This is a genomic window from Aminobacter sp. MSH1 (assembly GCF_003071665.1).
GTDB lineage: Bacteria > Pseudomonadota > Alphaproteobacteria > Rhizobiales > Rhizobiaceae > Aminobacter > Aminobacter niigataensis.
The window spans coordinates 2091917-2111040 of sequence record NZ_CP026265.1; the positions used below are offsets into that span (position 1 = coordinate 2091917).

At 64.2% G+C, this 19124-nt stretch carries 15 protein-coding genes; 9 read left to right on the plus strand and 6 right to left on the minus strand.

Annotated elements, in window-relative coordinates:
• Positions 1-507: 507 nt before the first annotated feature.
• The 6 genes from CO731_RS10435 to CO731_RS10460 form a co-directional block, all read right to left on the minus strand.
• Positions 508-759 (minus strand): DUF680 domain-containing protein, encoded by a 252-nt coding sequence (locus CO731_RS10435; RefSeq protein WP_108607037.1) that lies wholly within the window; start codon positions 757-759, stop codon positions 508-510.
• 131 nt (positions 760-890) lie between these two features.
• A complete protein-coding gene (locus CO731_RS10440) occupies positions 891-1535 on the minus strand; it encodes a TetR/AcrR family transcriptional regulator (RefSeq protein ID WP_108607038.1) in 645 nt (214 codons plus the stop codon).
• A gap of 132 nt (positions 1536-1667) precedes the next feature.
• On the minus strand, positions 1668-2153 hold the full coding sequence (locus CO731_RS10445) for a MaoC family dehydratase (RefSeq protein ID WP_275543118.1): 486 nt from the start codon (positions 2151-2153) through the stop codon (positions 1668-1670).
• Between the two features lie 130 nt (positions 2154-2283).
• Positions 2284-5412: an efflux RND transporter permease subunit gene (locus CO731_RS10450; protein WP_108607039.1), complete on the minus strand. Its 3129-nt coding sequence runs from the start codon at positions 5410-5412 to the stop codon at positions 2284-2286.
• Positions 5413-5426: 14 nt separating this feature from the next.
• The gene (locus tag CO731_RS10455; RefSeq protein ID WP_108607040.1) at positions 5427-6581 is read right to left on the minus strand and encodes an efflux RND transporter periplasmic adaptor subunit; all 1155 of its coding nucleotides are present in this window, start codon (positions 6579-6581) and stop codon (positions 5427-5429) included.
• 222 nt (positions 6582-6803) lie between these two features.
• A complete protein-coding gene (locus tag CO731_RS10460) occupies positions 6804-7631 on the minus strand; it encodes a MurR/RpiR family transcriptional regulator (RefSeq protein WP_108607041.1) in 828 nt (275 codons plus the stop codon).
• 169 nt (positions 7632-7800) lie between these two features.
• Between CO731_RS10460 and CO731_RS10465 the strand changes: the two genes are divergently transcribed.
• The 9 genes from CO731_RS10465 (at position 7801) to CO731_RS10505 (ending at position 18544) form a co-directional block, all read left to right on the plus strand.
• The gene (locus CO731_RS10465) at positions 7801-8622 is read left to right on the plus strand and encodes an N-formylglutamate amidohydrolase (RefSeq protein WP_108607042.1); all 822 of its coding nucleotides are present in this window, start codon (positions 7801-7803) and stop codon (positions 8620-8622) included.
• A 19-nt stretch (positions 8623-8641) separates the two neighbouring features.
• Positions 8642-10201: an amino acid permease gene (locus tag CO731_RS10470; protein WP_108607043.1), complete on the plus strand. Its 1560-nt coding sequence runs from the start codon at positions 8642-8644 to the stop codon at positions 10199-10201.
• A 104-nt stretch (positions 10202-10305) separates the two neighbouring features.
• On the plus strand, positions 10306-11676 hold the full coding sequence (locus CO731_RS10475) for a glutamine synthetase family protein (protein ID WP_108607044.1): 1371 nt from the start codon (positions 10306-10308) through the stop codon (positions 11674-11676).
• Between the two features lie 15 nt (positions 11677-11691).
• On the plus strand, positions 11692-13134 hold the full coding sequence (locus tag CO731_RS10480) for an aldehyde dehydrogenase family protein (protein ID WP_256371670.1): 1443 nt from the start codon (positions 11692-11694) through the stop codon (positions 13132-13134).
• 38 nt (positions 13135-13172) lie between these two features.
• Positions 13173-14345, plus strand: a complete 1173-nt coding sequence (locus CO731_RS10485; protein ID WP_108607046.1) for an iron-containing alcohol dehydrogenase — start codon at positions 13173-13175, stop codon at positions 14343-14345.
• 238 nt (positions 14346-14583) lie between these two features.
• Complete coding sequence (locus CO731_RS10490; protein ID WP_108607047.1) at positions 14584-15690, plus strand: ABC transporter substrate-binding protein; 1107 nt, start codon at positions 14584-14586, stop codon at positions 15688-15690.
• A 64-nt stretch (positions 15691-15754) separates the two neighbouring features.
• Positions 15755-16672 (plus strand): ABC transporter permease subunit, encoded by a 918-nt coding sequence (locus tag CO731_RS10495; RefSeq protein WP_108607048.1) that lies wholly within the window; start codon positions 15755-15757, stop codon positions 16670-16672.
• Positions 16669-17460, plus strand: a complete 792-nt coding sequence (locus tag CO731_RS10500) for an ABC transporter permease (RefSeq protein WP_108607049.1) — start codon at positions 16669-16671, stop codon at positions 17458-17460. Before CO731_RS10495 ends, CO731_RS10500 begins: the two co-directional genes overlap by 4 nt.
• A gap of 19 nt (positions 17461-17479) precedes the next feature.
• Positions 17480-18544 (plus strand): ABC transporter ATP-binding protein, encoded by a 1065-nt coding sequence (locus tag CO731_RS10505; RefSeq protein ID WP_108607050.1) that lies wholly within the window; start codon positions 17480-17482, stop codon positions 18542-18544.
• The last annotated feature ends 580 nt before the right edge of the window (positions 18545-19124 follow it).

Below are 19124 nucleotides of genomic sequence, written 5' to 3' on the forward strand. Positions count from 1 at the left end.
GTCTGGAAGACAGTTTTCGGGCCAGCGATCCGGTGTCGGTGACCTCGACGACCATTTCCTCGATGGCGATGCGAAGGGCAAGGAAGCACTAGGTCGTCCGCAACTTGCGCAATACTGGACAGCTTTTGTGATGGCTCGTCCGCGGCATGGATCCTAGGGTCTGCGCAGTTCGCTGCGCTCCTGCTCCGCCCTAGGATGACGAATGTGCGAGGGCGGCGGCAACAGCTAAGTGGAAGACCTTGGAGGACTGCAGTTCATTTGCAAACGTTCGTGACTGGCGGAATCGAAGATCGAATTCGTCATCCTAGAGCGGAGCAGGAGCGTAGCGACGTTGCGCAGACCCTAGGATCCATGCCGTGACGTTCGAGCTGTGGCACCGTTCCAAGCATAGCGGGCGACCCTCCAGCAACGAACGGAATGACTCCTGTACCTGCCCGACAAAGCACACGCACCGAAACAAAAAGCCGCCCTTTTGGGCGGCTTTTTCACTGAAATTGCACAAGAAAATCAGTTAAAGCTGGGCACGATCCAGGGGTTGATGTCGATGCCGACCCTGGGCTTGTCGCTGGTCCGGATGCTGTTGGTCGTCAGCGGCCCCCGGTCGTCCCTGACCGAGCCGGTTGCGCTGCAGTCGAGCTTGCCCGAGGCCATCTCGCTGCATGCGGCGGGGGTGTGCGGCTTCGTCGTGTGCGTGTCTTTTGCCATTGCAAGGCCACTCGTCGCGAGCACCGCCGCGAGCGCCAGTATAGTCCGTTGCATTGTCCATCTCCGTAGAGTTTTACCGTACTTGTACGGAACGCCTTACAGATACGACCGCACCTCGCGTATTCCGTACGCGTACGGAGTTTTTTGTTGAGGCACTGAAAGCACTGAATGCTGCCCGGCTGGAGCTAGCAATTGCCGGGTTCGTCGGTGAGCGGGTCGGTCTCGCCTGCTGCCAGTCCGGCAAGGGCGAGGTCGCCGATCCGCATCACATAGGCCTTCGGGTCGCCGAACGGATAGAAGGGAAACGTGATCAGCAGCGAGATCGCACCATGGGCCACGGTCCACAGGGAGGTGGCGATGGCGCGCGCGTCGCCCTTCATCTTGCCGGCCGCGATGCAGGCTTCGACCCGTTCCATGATCACCTGGAAGGCCGGGTTTCCACGTTCCATCTCGGCAAAGGTTTTGTCGATCGGCGGCTTCTGCTTCTCGGTCATGAACACGGTCCGGTATTCGTTCGGATTGCCAAGGCCGAACTCGGCATACTCAGCAAGCGCTGCGCGGACCGCTTCGAGTGGATCGCGAGGCCGGTTTTGCCGCATCCTTCGCGCCAGGTCGATGAAGGCATCCTCGGCAAGCGCCATCAGGATCTCTTGCTTGTCGGCAAAGTAGGAATAGACCGACATCGGCGCATAGCCGACCCTGGTGGCGAGTTTGCGGATGGTCAGGCCCTCATAGCCTTCTTCCCGCACCAGCGCGTGAGCGGCTGCCACCAGGTCGGCCCTGAGTTCGGCCTTCTGGAGCTCACGTCGGTTTGCGGCAAAACTGGTCAAGGATACGCCCTGCTGACTTCACGTACTCGAAGCGTGGGACTCTATACGCCGCTCCCGAGGGCAGCAAGTTAACCGCCCATAGCTCATCAGGACTAGGGCCACGATGCGGCTGCAGGGCCAGTGATGCCGGTGTCAGGCGGTTTCGCGCTTCGGCTCGACGAAAGTCAGCGTCAGCCAGCGCGCGGTCAGCGCCGGCTTCTTCTGGTCCTCGATCTCGATGGTCACGTCGTGCGTCGCCTGGATCCAGCCCGACGGACGGATCTTGAGGTCGGCCAGCACGAAGCGGGTGCGGATGCGGGATCCGGTTTTCACGGGTGCCGCGAACTTCAGCGATTCGAAGCCCTGGTTGATGCCCATGTCGCCGCCTTCGACGGGCGGAACGGTCTCAAAGGTCATCGCCGATAGCAGCGACAGCGTCAGGAAGCCGTGCGCGATGGTGCCGCCAAAGGGCGTTTCGCGGGCTGCCCGCTCGGGGTCGCAATGGATGAATTGATGGTCGTCGGTGGCGTCGGCGAACTTGTCGATCATCTCCTGGGTAACGGTGCGCCAGGGCGACACGCCAATCTCCTTGCCCACGGTGGCCTGAAGTTGCTCGAGATTGATCGGTTTCAGGCTCATCGCATCCCGTCCTGCATAAGAAAAAGTCATGCACCGCGCACCAGCGACAGACTGATATAGAATCAGACAGGCGCTGTCATCGCTTGCGGCGGCAAATCCGTCGCAGATTGGCCAACCAAGTAACCGAAAACTATTCCGCAGGTTCCACGCCGGTATAGGCGGCTTCCTCGAGCTCGCGCTTGAGGCGGCTTTCCTCGGCGACCTTCGGGGTGATGAAGCGGCCGAGCAGCAGATAGGCCACCGGGGTCAGGAACAGCGTCGAGACGGTCGCCAGGCCAAGGCCGCCGACGATCACCCAGCCGAGCGCGATACGGGCCTCGGCTCCGGCGCCCTGCGCCAGCACCAGCGGCAGGCCGCCGAGCACGGTACAGATCATCGTCATCAACACCGGCCGCAGGCGGATGCTAGCCGCATCCTCGATCGCCTGGCGCACGCCCATTCCGCGGTCGCGCAACTGGTTGGCGAACTCGACGACGAGGATGCCGTTCTTGGCCATGACGCCGACAAGCAGCACCAGGCCGATCTGGCTGTAGGCGTTGAGCGACGTGCCGGTCAGGATCAGCGCGAAGACGGCGCAGGCCAGCCCCAGCGGCACGGTCGCCATGATGATGATCGCAGAAACGAAGCTCTCGAACTGTGCCGCCAGCACCAAAAGGATGATGACGATGGCAAAGCCGAAGATCGTCAGCATGCTGCCGCTGGTCTCGTTCAGCGTGGCGGCCTCGGCGAGCGGCAGCAGCCGGCTGCCGGCAGGCAGCACGGGGGCTGCGATCTCCTCGACACGCGTCAGCGCGTCGCCGAGCGCGAAATCGTCGGCCAGGCTCGCGGTGATGGCGATCGAGCGCTGCTGCTGTTCGCGCGACAGCGACGGCGCCACGGCGCGTTCGCTGAGCGAGGCGATGGTCGAGACCGGCACGAAGCGTCCGTCGCTTGCCCGGATGAAGATGTTTTCGAGATCGGTCGAATCGTTGATCGGGTTTGTGGTCGAGACCAGCTTCACGTCGTAGCTGCGGTCCTCGATGAAGACGCTGGCGATCTTGCGGCCGTCGAGCATCGCCTGCAGCGCCGGCGACAGCCCGTTGATGTCGATGCCCAGGTCGGAGGCACGGTCGCGGTCGACGGTGACGAAGAGCTGCGGCTGGTTGGCGTCGGTGGAGAGGCGCGGCTGGCGGAAGCGCGGGTCCTTTTCCATCTCGGCCAGCACCTTGGCGGCGGCCACGCCGAGATCGGCATAGCTGTTGCCGACAAGGGCGAATTGCAGGCCGTTGCCGGCGCCGCGGATGCCCAGGCTGTTGGGCTGGCCGACGGTGGTGCGCACGCCCGGCACATCGCGGGTCCGCGCCAGGATGTCGGCGGCGATCTGCTGCTGGGTGCGCTCGCGCTCGCTCCACGGCGCCAGCGACAGCACCATGAAGCCGCTGTTGTTGTTATTGCCCATGCCGGCGCTGACGAAGGTGCTCTCGATCTCACCCGACTTGCGCAGCGGCTCGATCAGCGCCTCGATGCGGCGCAGCTGCGAGGCGGTGTAGTCGAGGCTGACGCCCTGCGGGGCGGAAACACGCAGCATCACCATCGAGCGGTCTTCGGTGGGCGTCAGTTCCTGGCGCACATTGCCGAAGGCTAGGTAGGCGGCACCTGCAAACAGCACCGAAGCCAGGATGACCAGCCACGGTGCGTTGAGGCAGGCGCGCAGGCAGCGCGCGTAGATGGCGGCGAGCTTGGTGCCGAGCTTGCCGAGCGCGCCGCCATGGCTGTGCTCGATGCTCTTTTCGGTCAGCATGCGCGACGCCAGCATCGGGCACAGCGACAGGGCCACCACCGACGACAGCAGCACCGCGATCGCCAGCACGAAGCCGAATTCGCGGAACAGGCCGCCGGTCTGGCCGGGCAGGAACGAGATCGGGATGAACACGGCGGCAAGAGTGGCCGTCGTCGCCACAACGGCGAAGAACACTTCCTGCGTGCCGAGCACGGCTGCGGCGCGCGGGCCCATGCCCTCGTTGCGGCGGCGGACGATGTTTTCGAGCACGACGATGGCGTCGTCGACGACAAGGCCGGTCGCCAGCACCAATGCCAGCAGCGTCAGGATGTTGACCGAGAAGCCGGCGAGATAGATGCCGGCGATGGTGCCGATCATCGCCACCGGCATGGCGAAGCCGGGGATCAGCGTCGCGCGCCAGTCCTGCAGGAAGACGTAGATGACCAGGAGCACGATGGTCACCGCAAGGATCAGCGCGATCTCGACTTCTTCGATGGCGCCCTTGACGAAGGTGGCGTCGTCGGAGGTGACGCGGATGGTCATGCCTTCGGGCAGAGTGGCCTGGATCTTTTCCGCTGCGGCGCGCACGCCCTGGGAGATGTCGAGCGTGCTCGACTGCGCCTGGCGCACGATGCCGATGCCGATGCCGGTCTTGCCGTCGGAGCGCAGCGAGGTCGAGCCGGGATCGCCGCCGAGCGTCACCGTCGCGACGTCGCCGAGCTTAGTCTTGCCGTTGATGATGATGCTTTCGAAGGCTTCGGGCGTCGTCACCGCAGCACTTGCGCGCACGATGATGTCCTGGTTGCCGACGGTCAGCGAACCCGCCGGCGCGTCGAAGGAAACGCTCGCCAGCGCGTTGGAGATGTCGGCCAGCGTCAGGCCGAGGCTTGCCACCCTGGCCTGGTCGATGTCGACGCGGAACACCTTGGCGCGGTCGCCATAGGTCTGCACGTCGGCGACGCCGTCGACGGCGGCGAGTGCGTCGACGATCTGGTCCTCGACCAGGATCGTCATGTCCTCGACCGGCATGGTGTCGGAGGTCACGGCCAGGCGCATCACCGCGTCGGCATTGGCGTCGGCCTTGACGATGCGCGGCGCATCCGCGTCGTCGGGCAGCGAATTGGTCACTCGGCCGACCGCGTCGCGCATGTCGGAGGCGGCGACGTTGAGGTCGACGCCGTCGTTGAACTCAACGGTGACGCGGCTGTTGCCGTAGGACGAGCTCGATGAGATCGACTTGACGCCGGTGACGCGCGCCACCGCGCCTTCGACCACCGCCGTCACCTCGCGGTCGACGATTTCGGCTGCGGCATCGGAGTAGGAGGTCGAGACGGTGATGACCGGGCGGTCGACGTCGGGCAGTTCGCGCACCTCGACGCCGTAGAAGGCGGCAAGGCCGGCCACCACGATCAGCGTGTTGATGACGAAGGCCAAAACCGGCCGGCGCACGAACAGCGCGGTGATGCCTTTCTCGGCGTTCTCATTGTGGACGGTGCTCATCGGCCGCGCTCCGCTCAGGAGCCGCTGCGCGTGGCAGCTTCGCTGCCGGCGATGAGAAGTTCGGCGCCCTCGCGGACGGTATGGATGCCTTCGGTGACGACCTGGTCGCCCGGCACCAGCGCCGCCTCGACCAGCACGCTGTCGGTGTTGCGCTGGATGATGCGCACCGGCACGCGCTTGGCCTTGCCGCCGGCCAGCGCCCAGACGAAGGCGCCGTCGCCGCCCCACTGGATCGCCAGCGGATCGACGGAGGGGAAGGTGTCGCCGGGAAACTGCATGACGACCTGGAACGACATGCCGGCCCGCAGCAGGTCGCCGTCATTGTCGAGACGGGCCTGGATGCGCAGCGTCCGGCTCTGCTCTTCGAGCCTGTTGTCGACGGCGCTGACCACGCCGTTGAAGACCTGGCCCGGGCGCGCGACCGAATTGGCGGTCAGCGGCGCGCCGACCGCGATCAGCCCGGTGAAGCGCTCGGGCACCCAGAAGTCGACGATGATGCGCGAGCGGTCGTCGATGGTGGCGATCGTCGTCTGGCTGGTGACGTAGTTGCCGGCCTCGACCGGCAGGATTCCGACGATGCCGGCGATGGGAGCGGTGATGGTGCGGCGGTCGAGCGCAAGTGCCGCGTCGCGTACGGCGAGGCGGGCGTTCTCGACGGCGAGCTCCGCCTCCTTGAGTTGGACGGTCGTCGCAGTGTTGGTGGCGCGCAATGCCTTGATGCGCTCCAGCGAGGCCTCGGCGTCGCCCTGCGCGATGCGGGCGCGCTCGAGCGCGATTTCTTCGGAATCGGCATCGAGCCTGGCCACGACCCCGCCGGCCTCGGTCTTCTCGCCGGCGGCGACCGCGATCTCGGTCAGGCGGCCGGAGGCGTAAGGGTTGATCACCACCGAATTCAGCGCGCGGCCGGTGCCGATCGCCGACAGCCGGTCGTTGATGGTGCCTGTGGTTACTGGCTGGGTGACGACGGGAGTCTGCGCCTGCCCGCCACGGCCGCCGCCCTGGCGGCCATTGCCGCCGCTCGCCTGCTCGGCCTTTTCCGTCGCGGCCCGCGCCCAGTCGATGCCCCAGCTGGCCAGCACGTCGCGCGAACCCGGGACGAACAGCACCCAGCCGGCGGCTGCGGCGAGCACAATGACGGTTGCCAAGACAATCTGCTTCCAGGCGGCCATGCGTACTCCGGTCTGCTGCGTTTCGTTCCGCTTTGGGAACACGTGGCGTTTCGATCGTCGCGCTCGGCGCAGCCTTCGCTGCGCGGCGCATACAAAATCGCTCTTCGGCGTCAGGCCTGTTCAGCCGCGTATTATAGCCTAGTTCGATAGCGGAGACTTATGGCAATTCTCCAACTGCCGCACATTAAATCTGCGTAATCTTTGCAGGATTGGCGTTCGGCCTCAGCGCAGATCCTCGATCGCGCGGATGCGCTTGGCACCTTCGGTTTCGAGCTTTCGCGTCAGCGCGCCGATCAGCGTCTCGGCGGCGACGAACAGGGCCGCAGACGAGTCCCAGGCCGAAGGCACGGCGGTACGGCCGGCGACGACATGGCGGGCAAAGCGCGCGATCGGCGACAGCCACTGGTCGGTGAACAGGATGATGGTCGTGCCCCTGTTGTGCGCCTTCTCGGCCAGGCGGATCAGGCTGTCCTGATAGCGGCGGATGTCGAAGATCAGCAGCGTGTCGCGCTTGCCCATGTCGATCAGCCGGTCGCGCCACAGGCTTTCCTGGCCGACGAGATGGCTGACGTTGGGCCGGATCAGGTTGAGGTGGGCGGCCATGTAGCGCGCCAAGGGATCGGTGAAGCGACCGCCGACCAGGTAGACATGCGCCTTCGGATTGGCGAGCTGGGCGACGATGTCGGTCAGTTGCCGATCCGAAATATGCCGGAAGGTCTCGCGGATGTTTTCGAGCACGGCTTCGAGGATCGGTGCGGTCGAGGCGGGCAGGGGCGACTGCGTCGCCGTCGTGCGCGAGGCCGGAGACTGCAGCTGCGCTGCCAATTCGTCCTGCAGGGCCGACTGGAACTCGGGATAGTTCTGGAAGCCGAGCCGGGCGACGAACCGCAGGATCGTCGGCGACGAGACGCCCGCCTGCTGGGAAAATTCCGCCACCGTCTTGAGCCCGATCAGCGGGTAGGAGGCGATCAGGGTCTGCGCCGCGCGGCGCTCGCCGGCGGGCATGGTGTCGATCCTTTCAGTGATCAGTTCGGCAACGCTCGAAACCATTCGTCTCCCCGTCTCGGTCCTGCACCGCTCGCCCTGTTCTGGCACAGCGCTCAGTCCGGTGCATGCCTTCAAATGGCATTTGACAAACTCTTATGATGTGTATGAAATCATCCATACGGGCGCAATGAACAAAAATACGTAACATACGATACGCCCTGGGGATGAAAGAATGGGAACAGCGAAGGTAGCCGCGCGCGCCATTTCGAATGCTGTCCGGGTGACAAACCGGGACGGGCGCAGCCCCTACGTCATCCTTTGCGACCACGCCTCCAACCATTTGCCCGCGAGCGTCGGCCCGCTCGGCCTCGATGCATCGGAAATGCTGCGCCACATCGCCTGGGATCCGGGCGCGCTGCCGGTGTCGCGGCGCATGGCCGAGGGCCTCGACGCGACGCTGGTCGAGTCCTGCGTCTCTCGCCTCGCCATCGACTGCAACCGTCCGATCGGCGCCCCCGACCTGATCCCCGAGATCAGCGAGACCACCGTCATCCCTGGCAACGCAGGGCTTTCGGCCACTCAGCGCGAGGCGCGAATCGCGCTATCATGGCAGCCGTTCCACGAAGCGATCGACGAGATTGTTTCGGAGCGGCGCCGCGAAGGGCGGGAGACGAGACTGGTGTCTGTCCATTCCTTCACTCCGGTCTACAAGGGCGTTTCGCGCCCCTGGCACATTGGCATCATCCATGACGAGGACGCGCGGCTCGCCGCGCCGCTGGTCGCGGCGCTGCAGCAACTCGCCGGCGTCACCGTCGGCGTCAACGAGCCATACTCGCCGGCCGACCGCGTTTACTTCACCCTGGAACACCACGGCAGGTCGCGCGGCCTGGCGTGCGCGATGATCGAAATCCGCAACGACGAAATTTCGGCGCAGGCCGGGCAGCGGAAATGGGCGGATCTGCTCACGGGCATCTTTGCCGAACTCGAACCCGAAGCGGGCGAAGCTGCCCCATTCGGGTCGGGCAACGGTCGCGCAGCGCAGACAAAGGCATAACAACAAGGGGACATTCAAAATGACATCGCCTGGTTATTCCGATCACGACAAGAGCGAGGACGTCAAAGTCCTGCACAGCATGGGCTATGCCCAGGAACTCGAACGGAGAATGAGCCAGTTCTCCAATTTCGCCGTTTCCTTCTCCATCATCTGCATCCTGTCCGGCGGCATCAACTCGCTGGCGCAGGCAACGTCCGGCGCCGGCGGTGCGGCGATCGGCATCGGCTGGCCGCTGGGCTGCTTCGTGTCGCTGGTCTTCGCCGTCGCCATGGCCCAGATCAGCTCGGCCTATCCGACGGCCGGCGGCCTCTATCACTGGGGTTCGATCCTCGGCAACCGCTTCACCGGCTGGCTGACCGCCTGGTTCAACCTGCTCGGCCTCGTCACCGTGCTCGGCGCCATCAATGTCGGCACCTACTACTTCTTCATGGGCGCCTTCGGCACCACCTATCTCGGGCTCGAAGACACCACCACCACGCGCATCATCTTCCTGGCCATCATCACCGGCCTGCAGGCGCTGGTGAACCACATGGGCATCGGCCTCACGGCCAGGCTGACCGACTTCTCCGGCTACCTGATCTTCGCAACCGCGATTGCGCTGGCACTGGTCTGCCTCGCTGCCGCCGACAGCTACGAGATCTCCAGGCTGTTCACCTTCGCCAACTATTCGGGTGAAGCAGGGGGCAATGTCTGGCCTGCCAACTCGTCGATGTGGGTGTTCATGCTCGGCCTGCTGCTGCCGATCTACACCATCACCGGCTACGACGCCTCGGCGCATACTTCGGAAGAGACTCTCAAGGCCGCACATTCGGTGCCGCGTGCTATGGTCGGCTCGGTGCTGTGGTCGGCCCTGTTCGGCTACATCATGCTGTGCTCGTTCGTGCTGATGCTGCCGAGCATGGACGAAGCCGCCAAGCAGGGCTGGAACGTGTTCTTCTGGGGCATGGAACAGCAGGTCAATCCGGTGGTGAAGGACATCCTGTACCTTGCCATCTTCGTCGCCCAGTGGCTTTGCGGCCTGGCGACGGTGACGTCGGTGTCGCGCATGATCTTCGCCTTCTCGCGTGACGGCGGCCTGCCGGGCTCGAAGGCACTGGCCAAGGTCAGCCCGACCTACCGCACGCCTGTCGCGGCGATCTGGACCGGCTCGATCCTGGCCGTGCTGTTCGTCTGGGGTTCGTCGCTGGTCTCCATCGGCGAGACGCCGGTCTACACCATCGTCGTCGCCTGCACCGTCATCTTCCTGTTCTTCTCCTTCACCATTCCGATCGCGCTTGGCCTGATGGCCTGGGGCACTTCGAAGTGGGACAAGATGGGTCCGTGGGATCTCGGCGAAGGCACCTTCAAGCTGTTTGCGGTGCTGTCGATCATCGCCATGGTGCTGATCTTCGTGCTCGGCATCCAGCCGCCGAACGACTGGGCGCTCTACATCACCGTCGGCTTCCTGGTCGTCACCGGCATCGTCTGGTTCGTGTTCGAGCGCGGTCGCTTCCAGGGCCCGCCGATCGGCGACGAGGTTGCCAAGCGTGCCGCCGAGATCGCTGCGGCCGAGCGCGCCGTGGGCGAAACCGGACACTGATAGTCCTCGACATGGCCGTGGCCGGCCAAGCGCCGGCCACGTCTCGTTTCACCATCTCGATCATCCCGAAAACCTGAAGCGGCATCGCCCGGAGCGGAACAAAAATGGCTGGAAATCTTACTTTCGATCAGTTGAAGAAGGCTGTTGCCTCGGGCGAGATCGACACGGTCCTCGCCTGTGCCGTCGACATGCAGGGCCGTCTGGTCGGCAAGCGCTTCCTGGCCAAGTACTTCGTCGAATCCGCCTATGACGAGACGCATGGCTGCAACTACCTGCTGGCCAACGACATCGATATGGAGCCGGTGCCCGGCTACAAGGCGGCAAGCTGGTCGAAAGGCTATGGCGACTTCGTCATGAAGCCCGACCTCAACACGATCCGAAACGTGCCCTGGCTGGAAAAGACGGCGCTGCTGATCTGCGACCTGCAGGATCACCACACACATGAGGACCTGCCGCATTCGCCGCGCGGGATCCTGCGCAAGCAGGTCAGGCGGCTGCAGGAGCGCGGCTATCTCGCCTATTTCGCATCCGAGCTCGAATTCTACCTGTTCTCCGAAACCTATGATTCCGCCCGCGCCAAGCACTGGCAGAACCTCGACACCGCATCGCCCTATATCGGGGACTACCTGATCGGCATCACCACCAAGGAAGAGGGCGTCATGCGCCGGCTTCGCAACGAGATGGAAGCCGCCGGCATTCCCATCGAGAATTCCAAGGGAGAGTGGGGCCCGGGCCAGGAAGAGATCAACGTCCGCTACGCCGAAGTGCTGGAGATGGCCGACCGGCACGTCATCCTGAAGAACGGCGCCAAGGAGATCGCTGCTAGCGAAGGCAAGTCGATCAGCTTCATGTCCAAGTACAATTACGGCCTCGCCGGCAATTCCAGCCACATCCACAATTCGCTGTGGAGCGCCGACGGCAAGACGCCGCTGTTCTTCGACAAGGGTGCGGAGTGGACGCTGTCCAAGCTTGGCCAGCAGTGGGCCGCAGGCCAGCTCAAATACGCCAAGGAGTTCACCTGGTTCCTGGCGCCCTACATCAACTCCTACAAGCGCTTCCAGGCCGGCACGTTCGCGCCGACCAAGATCATGTGGAGCGAGGACAACCGCACCGCCGGCTTCCGCCTGTGCGGCGAGGGCACCAAGGGCATCCGCATGGAGTGCCGCATCGGCGGCGCCGACCTGAACCCGTATCTCGCCTTTGCCGCTCTGATTGCCGCCGGCCTCGCCGGCATCGACGAGAAGCTCGAGCTGCAGAAGCCGTTTGTCGGCGATGCCTATCAGGCGGCCAGCCTGCCCGAAATTCCGAAGACCCTGCGCGATGCCACCGAGACCTTGGCATCGTCGAAGATGCTGATCGAGGCGCTGGGGGAGGACGTCGTCGAGCACTACGTCCACACCGCGCGCTGGGAGCAGTTCGAATACGACCGCCGCATCACCGACTGGGAATTGCACCGCGGTTTCGAGCGGTACTAAAGTCATCACCACCCGCTGACACCCTCCGACCGATGGCCAGAGGGACTTGAATACTGGAAGGACCAAAAAATGACCGAAACGGTCAAGCTCAAATCCCCCATCGACGGTTCGATCTATGTCGAGCGCCCGTTTGCCGAGGACAAGGCGGTCGGCGCCGCCGTCGAGCGCGCTCGCGCCGCCCAGGTCGCCTGGGCCCAGACCTCGATCGCCGAACGCGGCAAGTACATGCTCGCCATGCTCGAAAACCTCGTGGCGATGAGCGACGAGATCGTGCCCGAGATTGCCTGGCAGATGGGCCGGCCGACCCGCTATGGCGGCGAGTTCGGCGGCGTCAAGGAACGCACCAACTACATGGTTGAGATCGCCGAACAGGCGCTTCGGCCGGTGCCCGCTTCCAATCCCAAGGATGGCTTCCGCCGTTATGTCCGCAAGGACCCGCTCGGCGTCGTCATGGTGATTGCGCCGTGGAATTATCCGTACCTCACCGCCGTCAACACCATCGTGCCGGCGCTGATGGCCGGCTCCACCGTCATCCTCAAGCACGCCGCCCAGACGCTGCTCGTCGGCGAGCGCTTCCAGCAGGCCTTCGACAAGGCCGGCCTGCCGAAGGGCGTGTTCCAGAACATCGTGCTCAACCACGCCCAGACCGAGAAGCTGCTCGCCTCGGGCAAGATCGACCACGTCAACTTCACCGGCTCGGTGGCTGGCGGCCGCGCCATCGAGAAGGCTGCGGCAGGCACCTTCATGACGCTCGGCCTCGAACTCGGCGGCAAGGACCCGGCCTATGTGCTGCCCGACGCCAAGCTCGACCATGCCGTCGCCAACCTCGTCGAGGGCGCGTTCTTCAATTCGGGCCAGTGCTGCTGCGGCATCGAGCGCATCTACGTCCACGAGAAGGTCTACGACCAGTTTGTCGAGGGCTTCATCGCCGAGACCAGGAGCTATGTGCTCGGCAATCCGCTGGAGCAGGCGACGACCATGGGGCCGATGGCGCAGGCGCGCTTCGCCGACTTCATCCGCGAGCAGAAGGCCGAAGCCCTGCGCAAGGGTGCCGTCGCCCACATGAACACCAAAGACGCCCAGGACAAGGCAGGCTCGCCCTACCTGCCGGCCGAGGTGCTGACCAATGTCGACCATCAGATGTCTGTGATGCGCGAGGAAAGCTTCGGCCCTATCGTCGGCATCATGAAGGTGCACAACGACGAAGAGGCGATCGCGCTGATGAACGATAGCCCCTATGGCCTGACCGCCTCGATCTGGACCGCCGACACCGAGCACGCCATCGCCATCGGCGACCGCGTCGAGACCGGCACCGTGTTCATGAACCGCTGCGACTATCTCGATCCGGCACTCGTCTGGACCGGCGTCAAGGACACCGGCAAGGGCGCCGCCCTGTCGCAGATCGGCTACGACAACCTGACCCGGCCGAAGTCGTATCACCTGCGCGAAACCATCTGATTTCCCAAAAGCTCATCTGATTTTCTGAAAGCGAAGACATGTCCAAACTCGTTTCCAAGTGGAACTACCCGACCACCGTGCGCTTCGGCGCCGGCCGCATCTCCGAATTGCCCGACGTGCTTGCCGCCACCGGCATCAAGAAGCCGCTGTTCGTCACCGATCCGGGCCTCGCCAAACTTCCGGTCGTAGCCAGCACGCTGAAGATACTCGATGACGCCAAGGTGCCTTACGGCGTCTTCTCCGACGTCAAGCCGAACCCGGTCGAATCGAACCTCACCTCCGGCATCGCGGTGTTCAAGAAGGGCAAGCATGACGGCGTCATCGCCTTCGGCGGCGGCTCGGCGCTCGACTTGGGCAAGCTGATCGCCTTCCAGGCGGGGCAGACGCTTCCGGTTTGGGATTTCGAGGATGTCGGCGACTGGTGGACCCGCGCCAATTCCGACGCCATCGCGCCGATCATCGCGGTGCCGACCACCGCCGGCACCGGCTCCGAAGTCGGCCGCGCCGGCGTCATCACCAATGAAGAGACCCACACCAAGAAGGTCATCTTCCATCCCAAGCTCCTGCCGGCCATCGTCATTGCCGATCCCGAGCTTTCGGTCGGCATGCCGTCCTTCATCACCGCCGGCACCGGCATGGACGCGCTTGCCCACTGCCTCGAGGCCTACTGCGCTCCGGGCTACCATCCGATGGCCGACGGCATCGCCGTCGAGGGCATCCGGCTGGTGTTCGAGAACCTGCCCAAGGCCTTCGCCAACGGCAAGGACCTGACCGCCCGCGCCCACATGATGAGCGCTGCCGCCATGGGTGCCGCCGCCTTCCAGAAGGGCCTTGGCGCGATCCACTCGCTGTCGCACCCGATCGGCGCGCTCTACGACACCCATCACGGCATGACCAATGCCGTGTTCATGCCATATGTGCTCGCCTTCAACCGCGACGCCATCGAGGAGCGCATCGCGCGCCTGTCCGCCTATTGCGGCATCAAGGGCGGGTTCGACGGTTTCGCCAAGGCGGTCATCAAGCTGCGCAAGGAACTCAAGGTGCCGCACGCGCTGCCGGGCCTGATCAAGGGCCTCGACATGGACAAGAAACGCAAGGGCCTGATCGCCGACATGGCCGTGGTCGATCCGACCGCTGGCGGCAACCCGGTCAAGCTCACCAAGAAGGCCGCGCTCGGCTTGCTTGAAAACGCCATCGAAGGGACGGTTTGAGACTAGTGCAGGGAGGTATTCCTGATTTCTATAGTCGGCAAAATAGAGGGAGGGGCTTGGGAAGGCATGCGGAATTTAGTTAGCCGGTAAACAACGGCGACGATTGCGACAACCGATTAAAAGTAGTTAACTTTTTTCCACTGCGGGCGGTGGCTTCATGGAACTTTCATGTGACTGTCACATGAAGCCATTACCGCATCGCAGGCGTCTCATGGCGTCAGTTCAACGGAGAGAACACATGTTCAAGTTTGCAGGGAAAGTGCTTTCCCTAAGCGCGGCGTCGCTGATGGTGACGACGGCAATCGTGTCGGCCCAGGATATGGCCGCGCTCGAAGCCGCCGCGAAGGCGGAGGGCCAGCTGACCACGATTGCGCTGCCACATGACTGGTGCGGTTACGGCGCCGTCATCGATGGTTTCAAGAAGAAGTATCCCGAGATCACCGTCAACGAGCTGAACCCCGACGCGGGCTCCAGCGACGAGATCGAGGCGATCAAGGCCAACAAGGACAACAAGGGCCCGCAGGCGCCTGACGTCATCGACGTCGGCCTCTCCTACGGCCCGCAGGCCAAGGCCGACGGCCTGATCCAGCCCTACAAGGTCGCGACCTGGGACTCGATCCCCGACACCGCCAAGGACGCTGACGGCTTCTGGTACGGCGACTATTACGGCGTGCTATCGTTTGAAGTGAACAAGGACCTCGTCAAGAACGCACCGGCCGACTGGGCCGACCTGCTCAAGGACGAATACAAGAACTCGGTCGCGCTTGCCGGCGATCCGCGTGCGTCCAACCAGGCGATCCAGGGCGTCTACGCCGCCGGCTTGGGCTCGGGTGCCACCGACGCCGCTTCGGCCGCCGAGAAGGGCCTCGCCTTCTTCAAGGAACTGAACGCCAAGGGCAACTTCGTGCCGGTCATCGGCAAGTCGGCGACGCTGGCCCAGGGCCAGACCCCGATCCTGATCACCTGGGACTACAACGCCCTTGCTGGTCGCGACACCCTCAACGGCAACCCGCCGGTCGAGGTCGTCGTTCCGAAGTCGGGCGTCGTCGCCGGCGTCTACGTCCAGGCGATCAGCGCCTATGCACCGCATCCGAACGCTGCCAAGCTATGGATGGAGTATCTCTATTCCGACGAAGGTCAGCTCGGCTGGCTGAAGGGCTACTGCCACCCGATCCGCTTCAACGATCTCGCCAAGAACGGCAAGATCCCGCAGGAGATGCTCGACAAGCTGCCGCCGGCCGCTGCCTATGAACAGGCCGTGTTCCCGACGCTCGACGATCAGGCCAAGGGCAAGGAAGCGATCACTAAGCAGTGGGATGCCGTGGTCGGCGCCAACGTTCAGTAATTGAGCAATTGCCATCGCGGGCGGCTTTGCGGCCGCCCGCATTTTCTCTCGATACGGCGGCCCGATGACCCAAGCCAGCATATCCACCACGGCTGATGCCGCGCGCTCCGCGCCGCCGGAGGCGAAGAGCGGCTTCCGCCTGCCGACCCATTGGCTCGGTGTCGCGCCGTTCTTCATCTTCGCCCTGATGTTCCTGATCCTGCCGACGCTCTATCTCGTCGTCGGCGCCTTCCAGAACGATCAGGGCCAATACACGCTCGACAACATCCGCCAGCTTTTCACCGACCAGTCGATCCGTGACTCCTACTGGGTGTCGATCAAGATCAGCTTCTGGTCGGCCACCATCGGCGCCTTCGTCGGCCTCGCCATGGCGATTGCCATCGTGCGCGGCGGCCTGCCCAGGTGGGTGCGCTCGTCGACCATGACGTTTTCCGGCGTCGCCTCCAATTTCGCCGGCGTGCCGCTGGCTTTCGCCTTCCTCGCGACGCTCGGCCGCCTCGGCCTCGTCACCGTCATCCTGCGCGACGTGTTCGGCATCAACATCTACGCGATGGGCTTCAACGTGCTCACGTCGTGGGGCCTGATCATCGTCTATCTGTTCTTCCAGATCCCGCTGATGATCGTCATCATCACGCCGGCGATCGACGGCCTCAAGCGCGAGTGGGGCGAGGCGGCAGCCACGCTCGGCGCCACCACCTGGCAATACTGGCGCATGGTCGTCATTCCGGTGCTGTGGCCGAGCTTCCTCGGCACCGTCATCCTTTTGTTCGCCAACGCCTTCGGGGCGATTGCCACGGCCTATGCCTTCACCGGTTCGTCGCTCAACATCGTGCCGATCAAGCTCTATGCGCAGATCCGCGGCGACGTGCTGCACAACCCGCATCTCGGCTATGCCCTGGCTTTCGGCATGATCGTCGTCACTGGCCTCGCCAACATCTTCTACATCTGGTTCCGCACCCGCAGCGAGAGGTGGCTCAAATGAAGACCGGTCGCTTCTGGGCCTGGCTCGTCTTTGCCATCGGCACCGCCTATTTCTTCATTCCGCTGATCGCCACTTTCGAGTTCTCGCTGCGCATGCGGCGCGGCGTCTATTCCTTCGACGCCTATCGCGTCGTGCTCGGCGACAGCCGCTTCCAGGAGACCTTCGCCTATTCGGTGACGGTGGCCGTGTTCACCATCCTGCTCGGCGTCCTGCTCGTGGTGCCGACGGCCTACTGGATCCGGCTGCGCATGCCGCATCTCAGGCCGGTCGTCGAGTTCATCACGCTGCTGCCGCTGGTCATCCCGGCGATCGTCATCGTCTTCGGCTATATCAGGATGTACGGTTCCAACTCGCCGCTGCCGTTCCTCGGCACGGCGCGCGGCACCGATGCGCTGCTGGTCATCGGCTACGCCACGCTGGCGCTGCCCTACATGTACCGCGCCGTCGACACCGGCCTGCGCACCATCGACGTGCGCACGCTGACCGAGGCGGCCCAGATCCTCGGCGCCGGGTGGACGACGATCATCGCCCGCGTCATCCTGCCCAACGTGCTGATCGCGGTTCTGTCGGGCGCCTTCCTGACCTTCGCCATCGTCATCGGCGAGTTCACGCTGGCGAGCCTGCTCAACCGCCCGGCCTTCGGTCCGTACCTGCAGAACATCGGCGCCAACCGCGCCTATGAGCCGGCGGCGCTTGCGGTCATCGCCTTCGCCATCACCTGGGGCTGCATGTCGGTGATCCAGATCCTCGCCCGTTTCGCGCCGAAGTCGGCAAATCGCCCGAACTGAACAAGAAGAGCAAAAGCCAATGGCCGATCCCTTCCTCTCCATCCAGAACGTCAAGAAGTCGTTCGGCAACGTCGCCGTCGTCAAGGACTTCAATCTCGACGTCGGCGCCGGCGAGTTCGTTTCCTTCCTCGGGCCGTCGGGCTGCGGCAAGACCACCATGCTGCGCATCGTCGCCGGCTTCGAGGAGCCCTCGGCTGGCAAGGTCTTCGTTGGGGGCAAGGACGTCACCGGCCTCAAGCCGAACCAGCGCCACATCGGCATGGTGTTCCAGGCCTATGCGCTGTTTCCCAATTTGACGGTTGCCCAGAATATCGGCTTCGGCCTCAAGGTGGCCGGCATGCCGAGGGCCGAGGCGGATGCCCGCATCGCCGAGATGCTCAACATCATCAAGCTGCCCGATTTCGGCGACCGCTATCCCTACCAGCTCTCCGGCGGCCAGCAGCAGCGCATTGCACTTGCGCGCGCGCTGGCGCCCAAGCCCAAGCTGCTCCTGCTCGACGAGCCGCTGTCGGCGCTCGATGCCAAGGTGCGTCTGTCGCTGCGCGAGGAAATCCGCGCCATCCAGAAAAAGCTCGGCATTACCACCATCTTCGTCACCCATGACCAGGAAGAGGCGCTGTCGATGTCCGACCGCATTGTGGTGATGAACGAGGGCCGCGCCGATCAGACCGGCACGCCGTTCGAGATCTACAACCGGCCTTCGACCAAGTTCGTCGCCAATTTCGTCGGCACGCTCAACGTGCTCGAAGGCACGATCAGCGACGCAGCGTCCGGCACGGTCACGATCAATGCCGAGGAGATCGGCCTCAAGGGCAAGCTCAACGGCTCCAAGGCCGGCGACACGCTGTCGCTGGCGCTGCGGCCCGAGGCGATCTCGCTCGGCCGCAAGGCAGGCAACGACTCCAACCTCTCCGGCCAGATCGCCGACGTGCATTTCCTCGGCTCGGTCATCCGCGTCCGCGTTGGCGTCGGCCAGAACGTCGTGTCGCTCGACACCTTCAACAGCCCCAACAGCCCGCCACCGGTCGTCGGCGAAAAGACCGAGATCAGCTTCTCCTCCGGCGACGTGCTCGTGCTGCATTAATCTGTCTCAGCCGGATCATCGATTGTGCGAGGCGGGATTTTCCTGCCTGCTGCTTTTGGTGGCTGATGCTGTTTCGCAGTCCCGCGAGGAGACGTTTTCCACGGTCACCGCGATTTTTCGCCGTCGCGCCCGACAGGGAGGGAGAATAGCCGCGTCGCCTGCAGGGCATATCCTGCAACACCGCAAGGACAAGTCTTGCGGTGTTGGCGATTGGCTGCGGTGCCGATGACGGCGTAATCTCCCTCCTTGTGGAGGAGATGGCCGGCAGGCCAGAGGGGGGGGCGAAGGATCGCGGCGGCTTTTTTCTGCACGGTCAGCTAGACGGGACGGTCACGGCATGGATCCCCGGGTCTCCGCAGTTCGCTTCGCTCCTGCTCCGCCCGAGGATGACGAAGGCATGGTGGCTTTCGGCTAGTCTCCAAGGTTGGCCCTTGGCAGGGAGTCCTCGCAATTGAGAGCTACGCAAGAACAAGAGCCGGAGCTCTCTGCAGTCACCGACGTTGACGATTAGCCGCGAGCCCCAATGCCTTCGTCATCCTCGGGCGGAGCAGGAGCGAAGCGACGTGCGGAGACCCGGGGA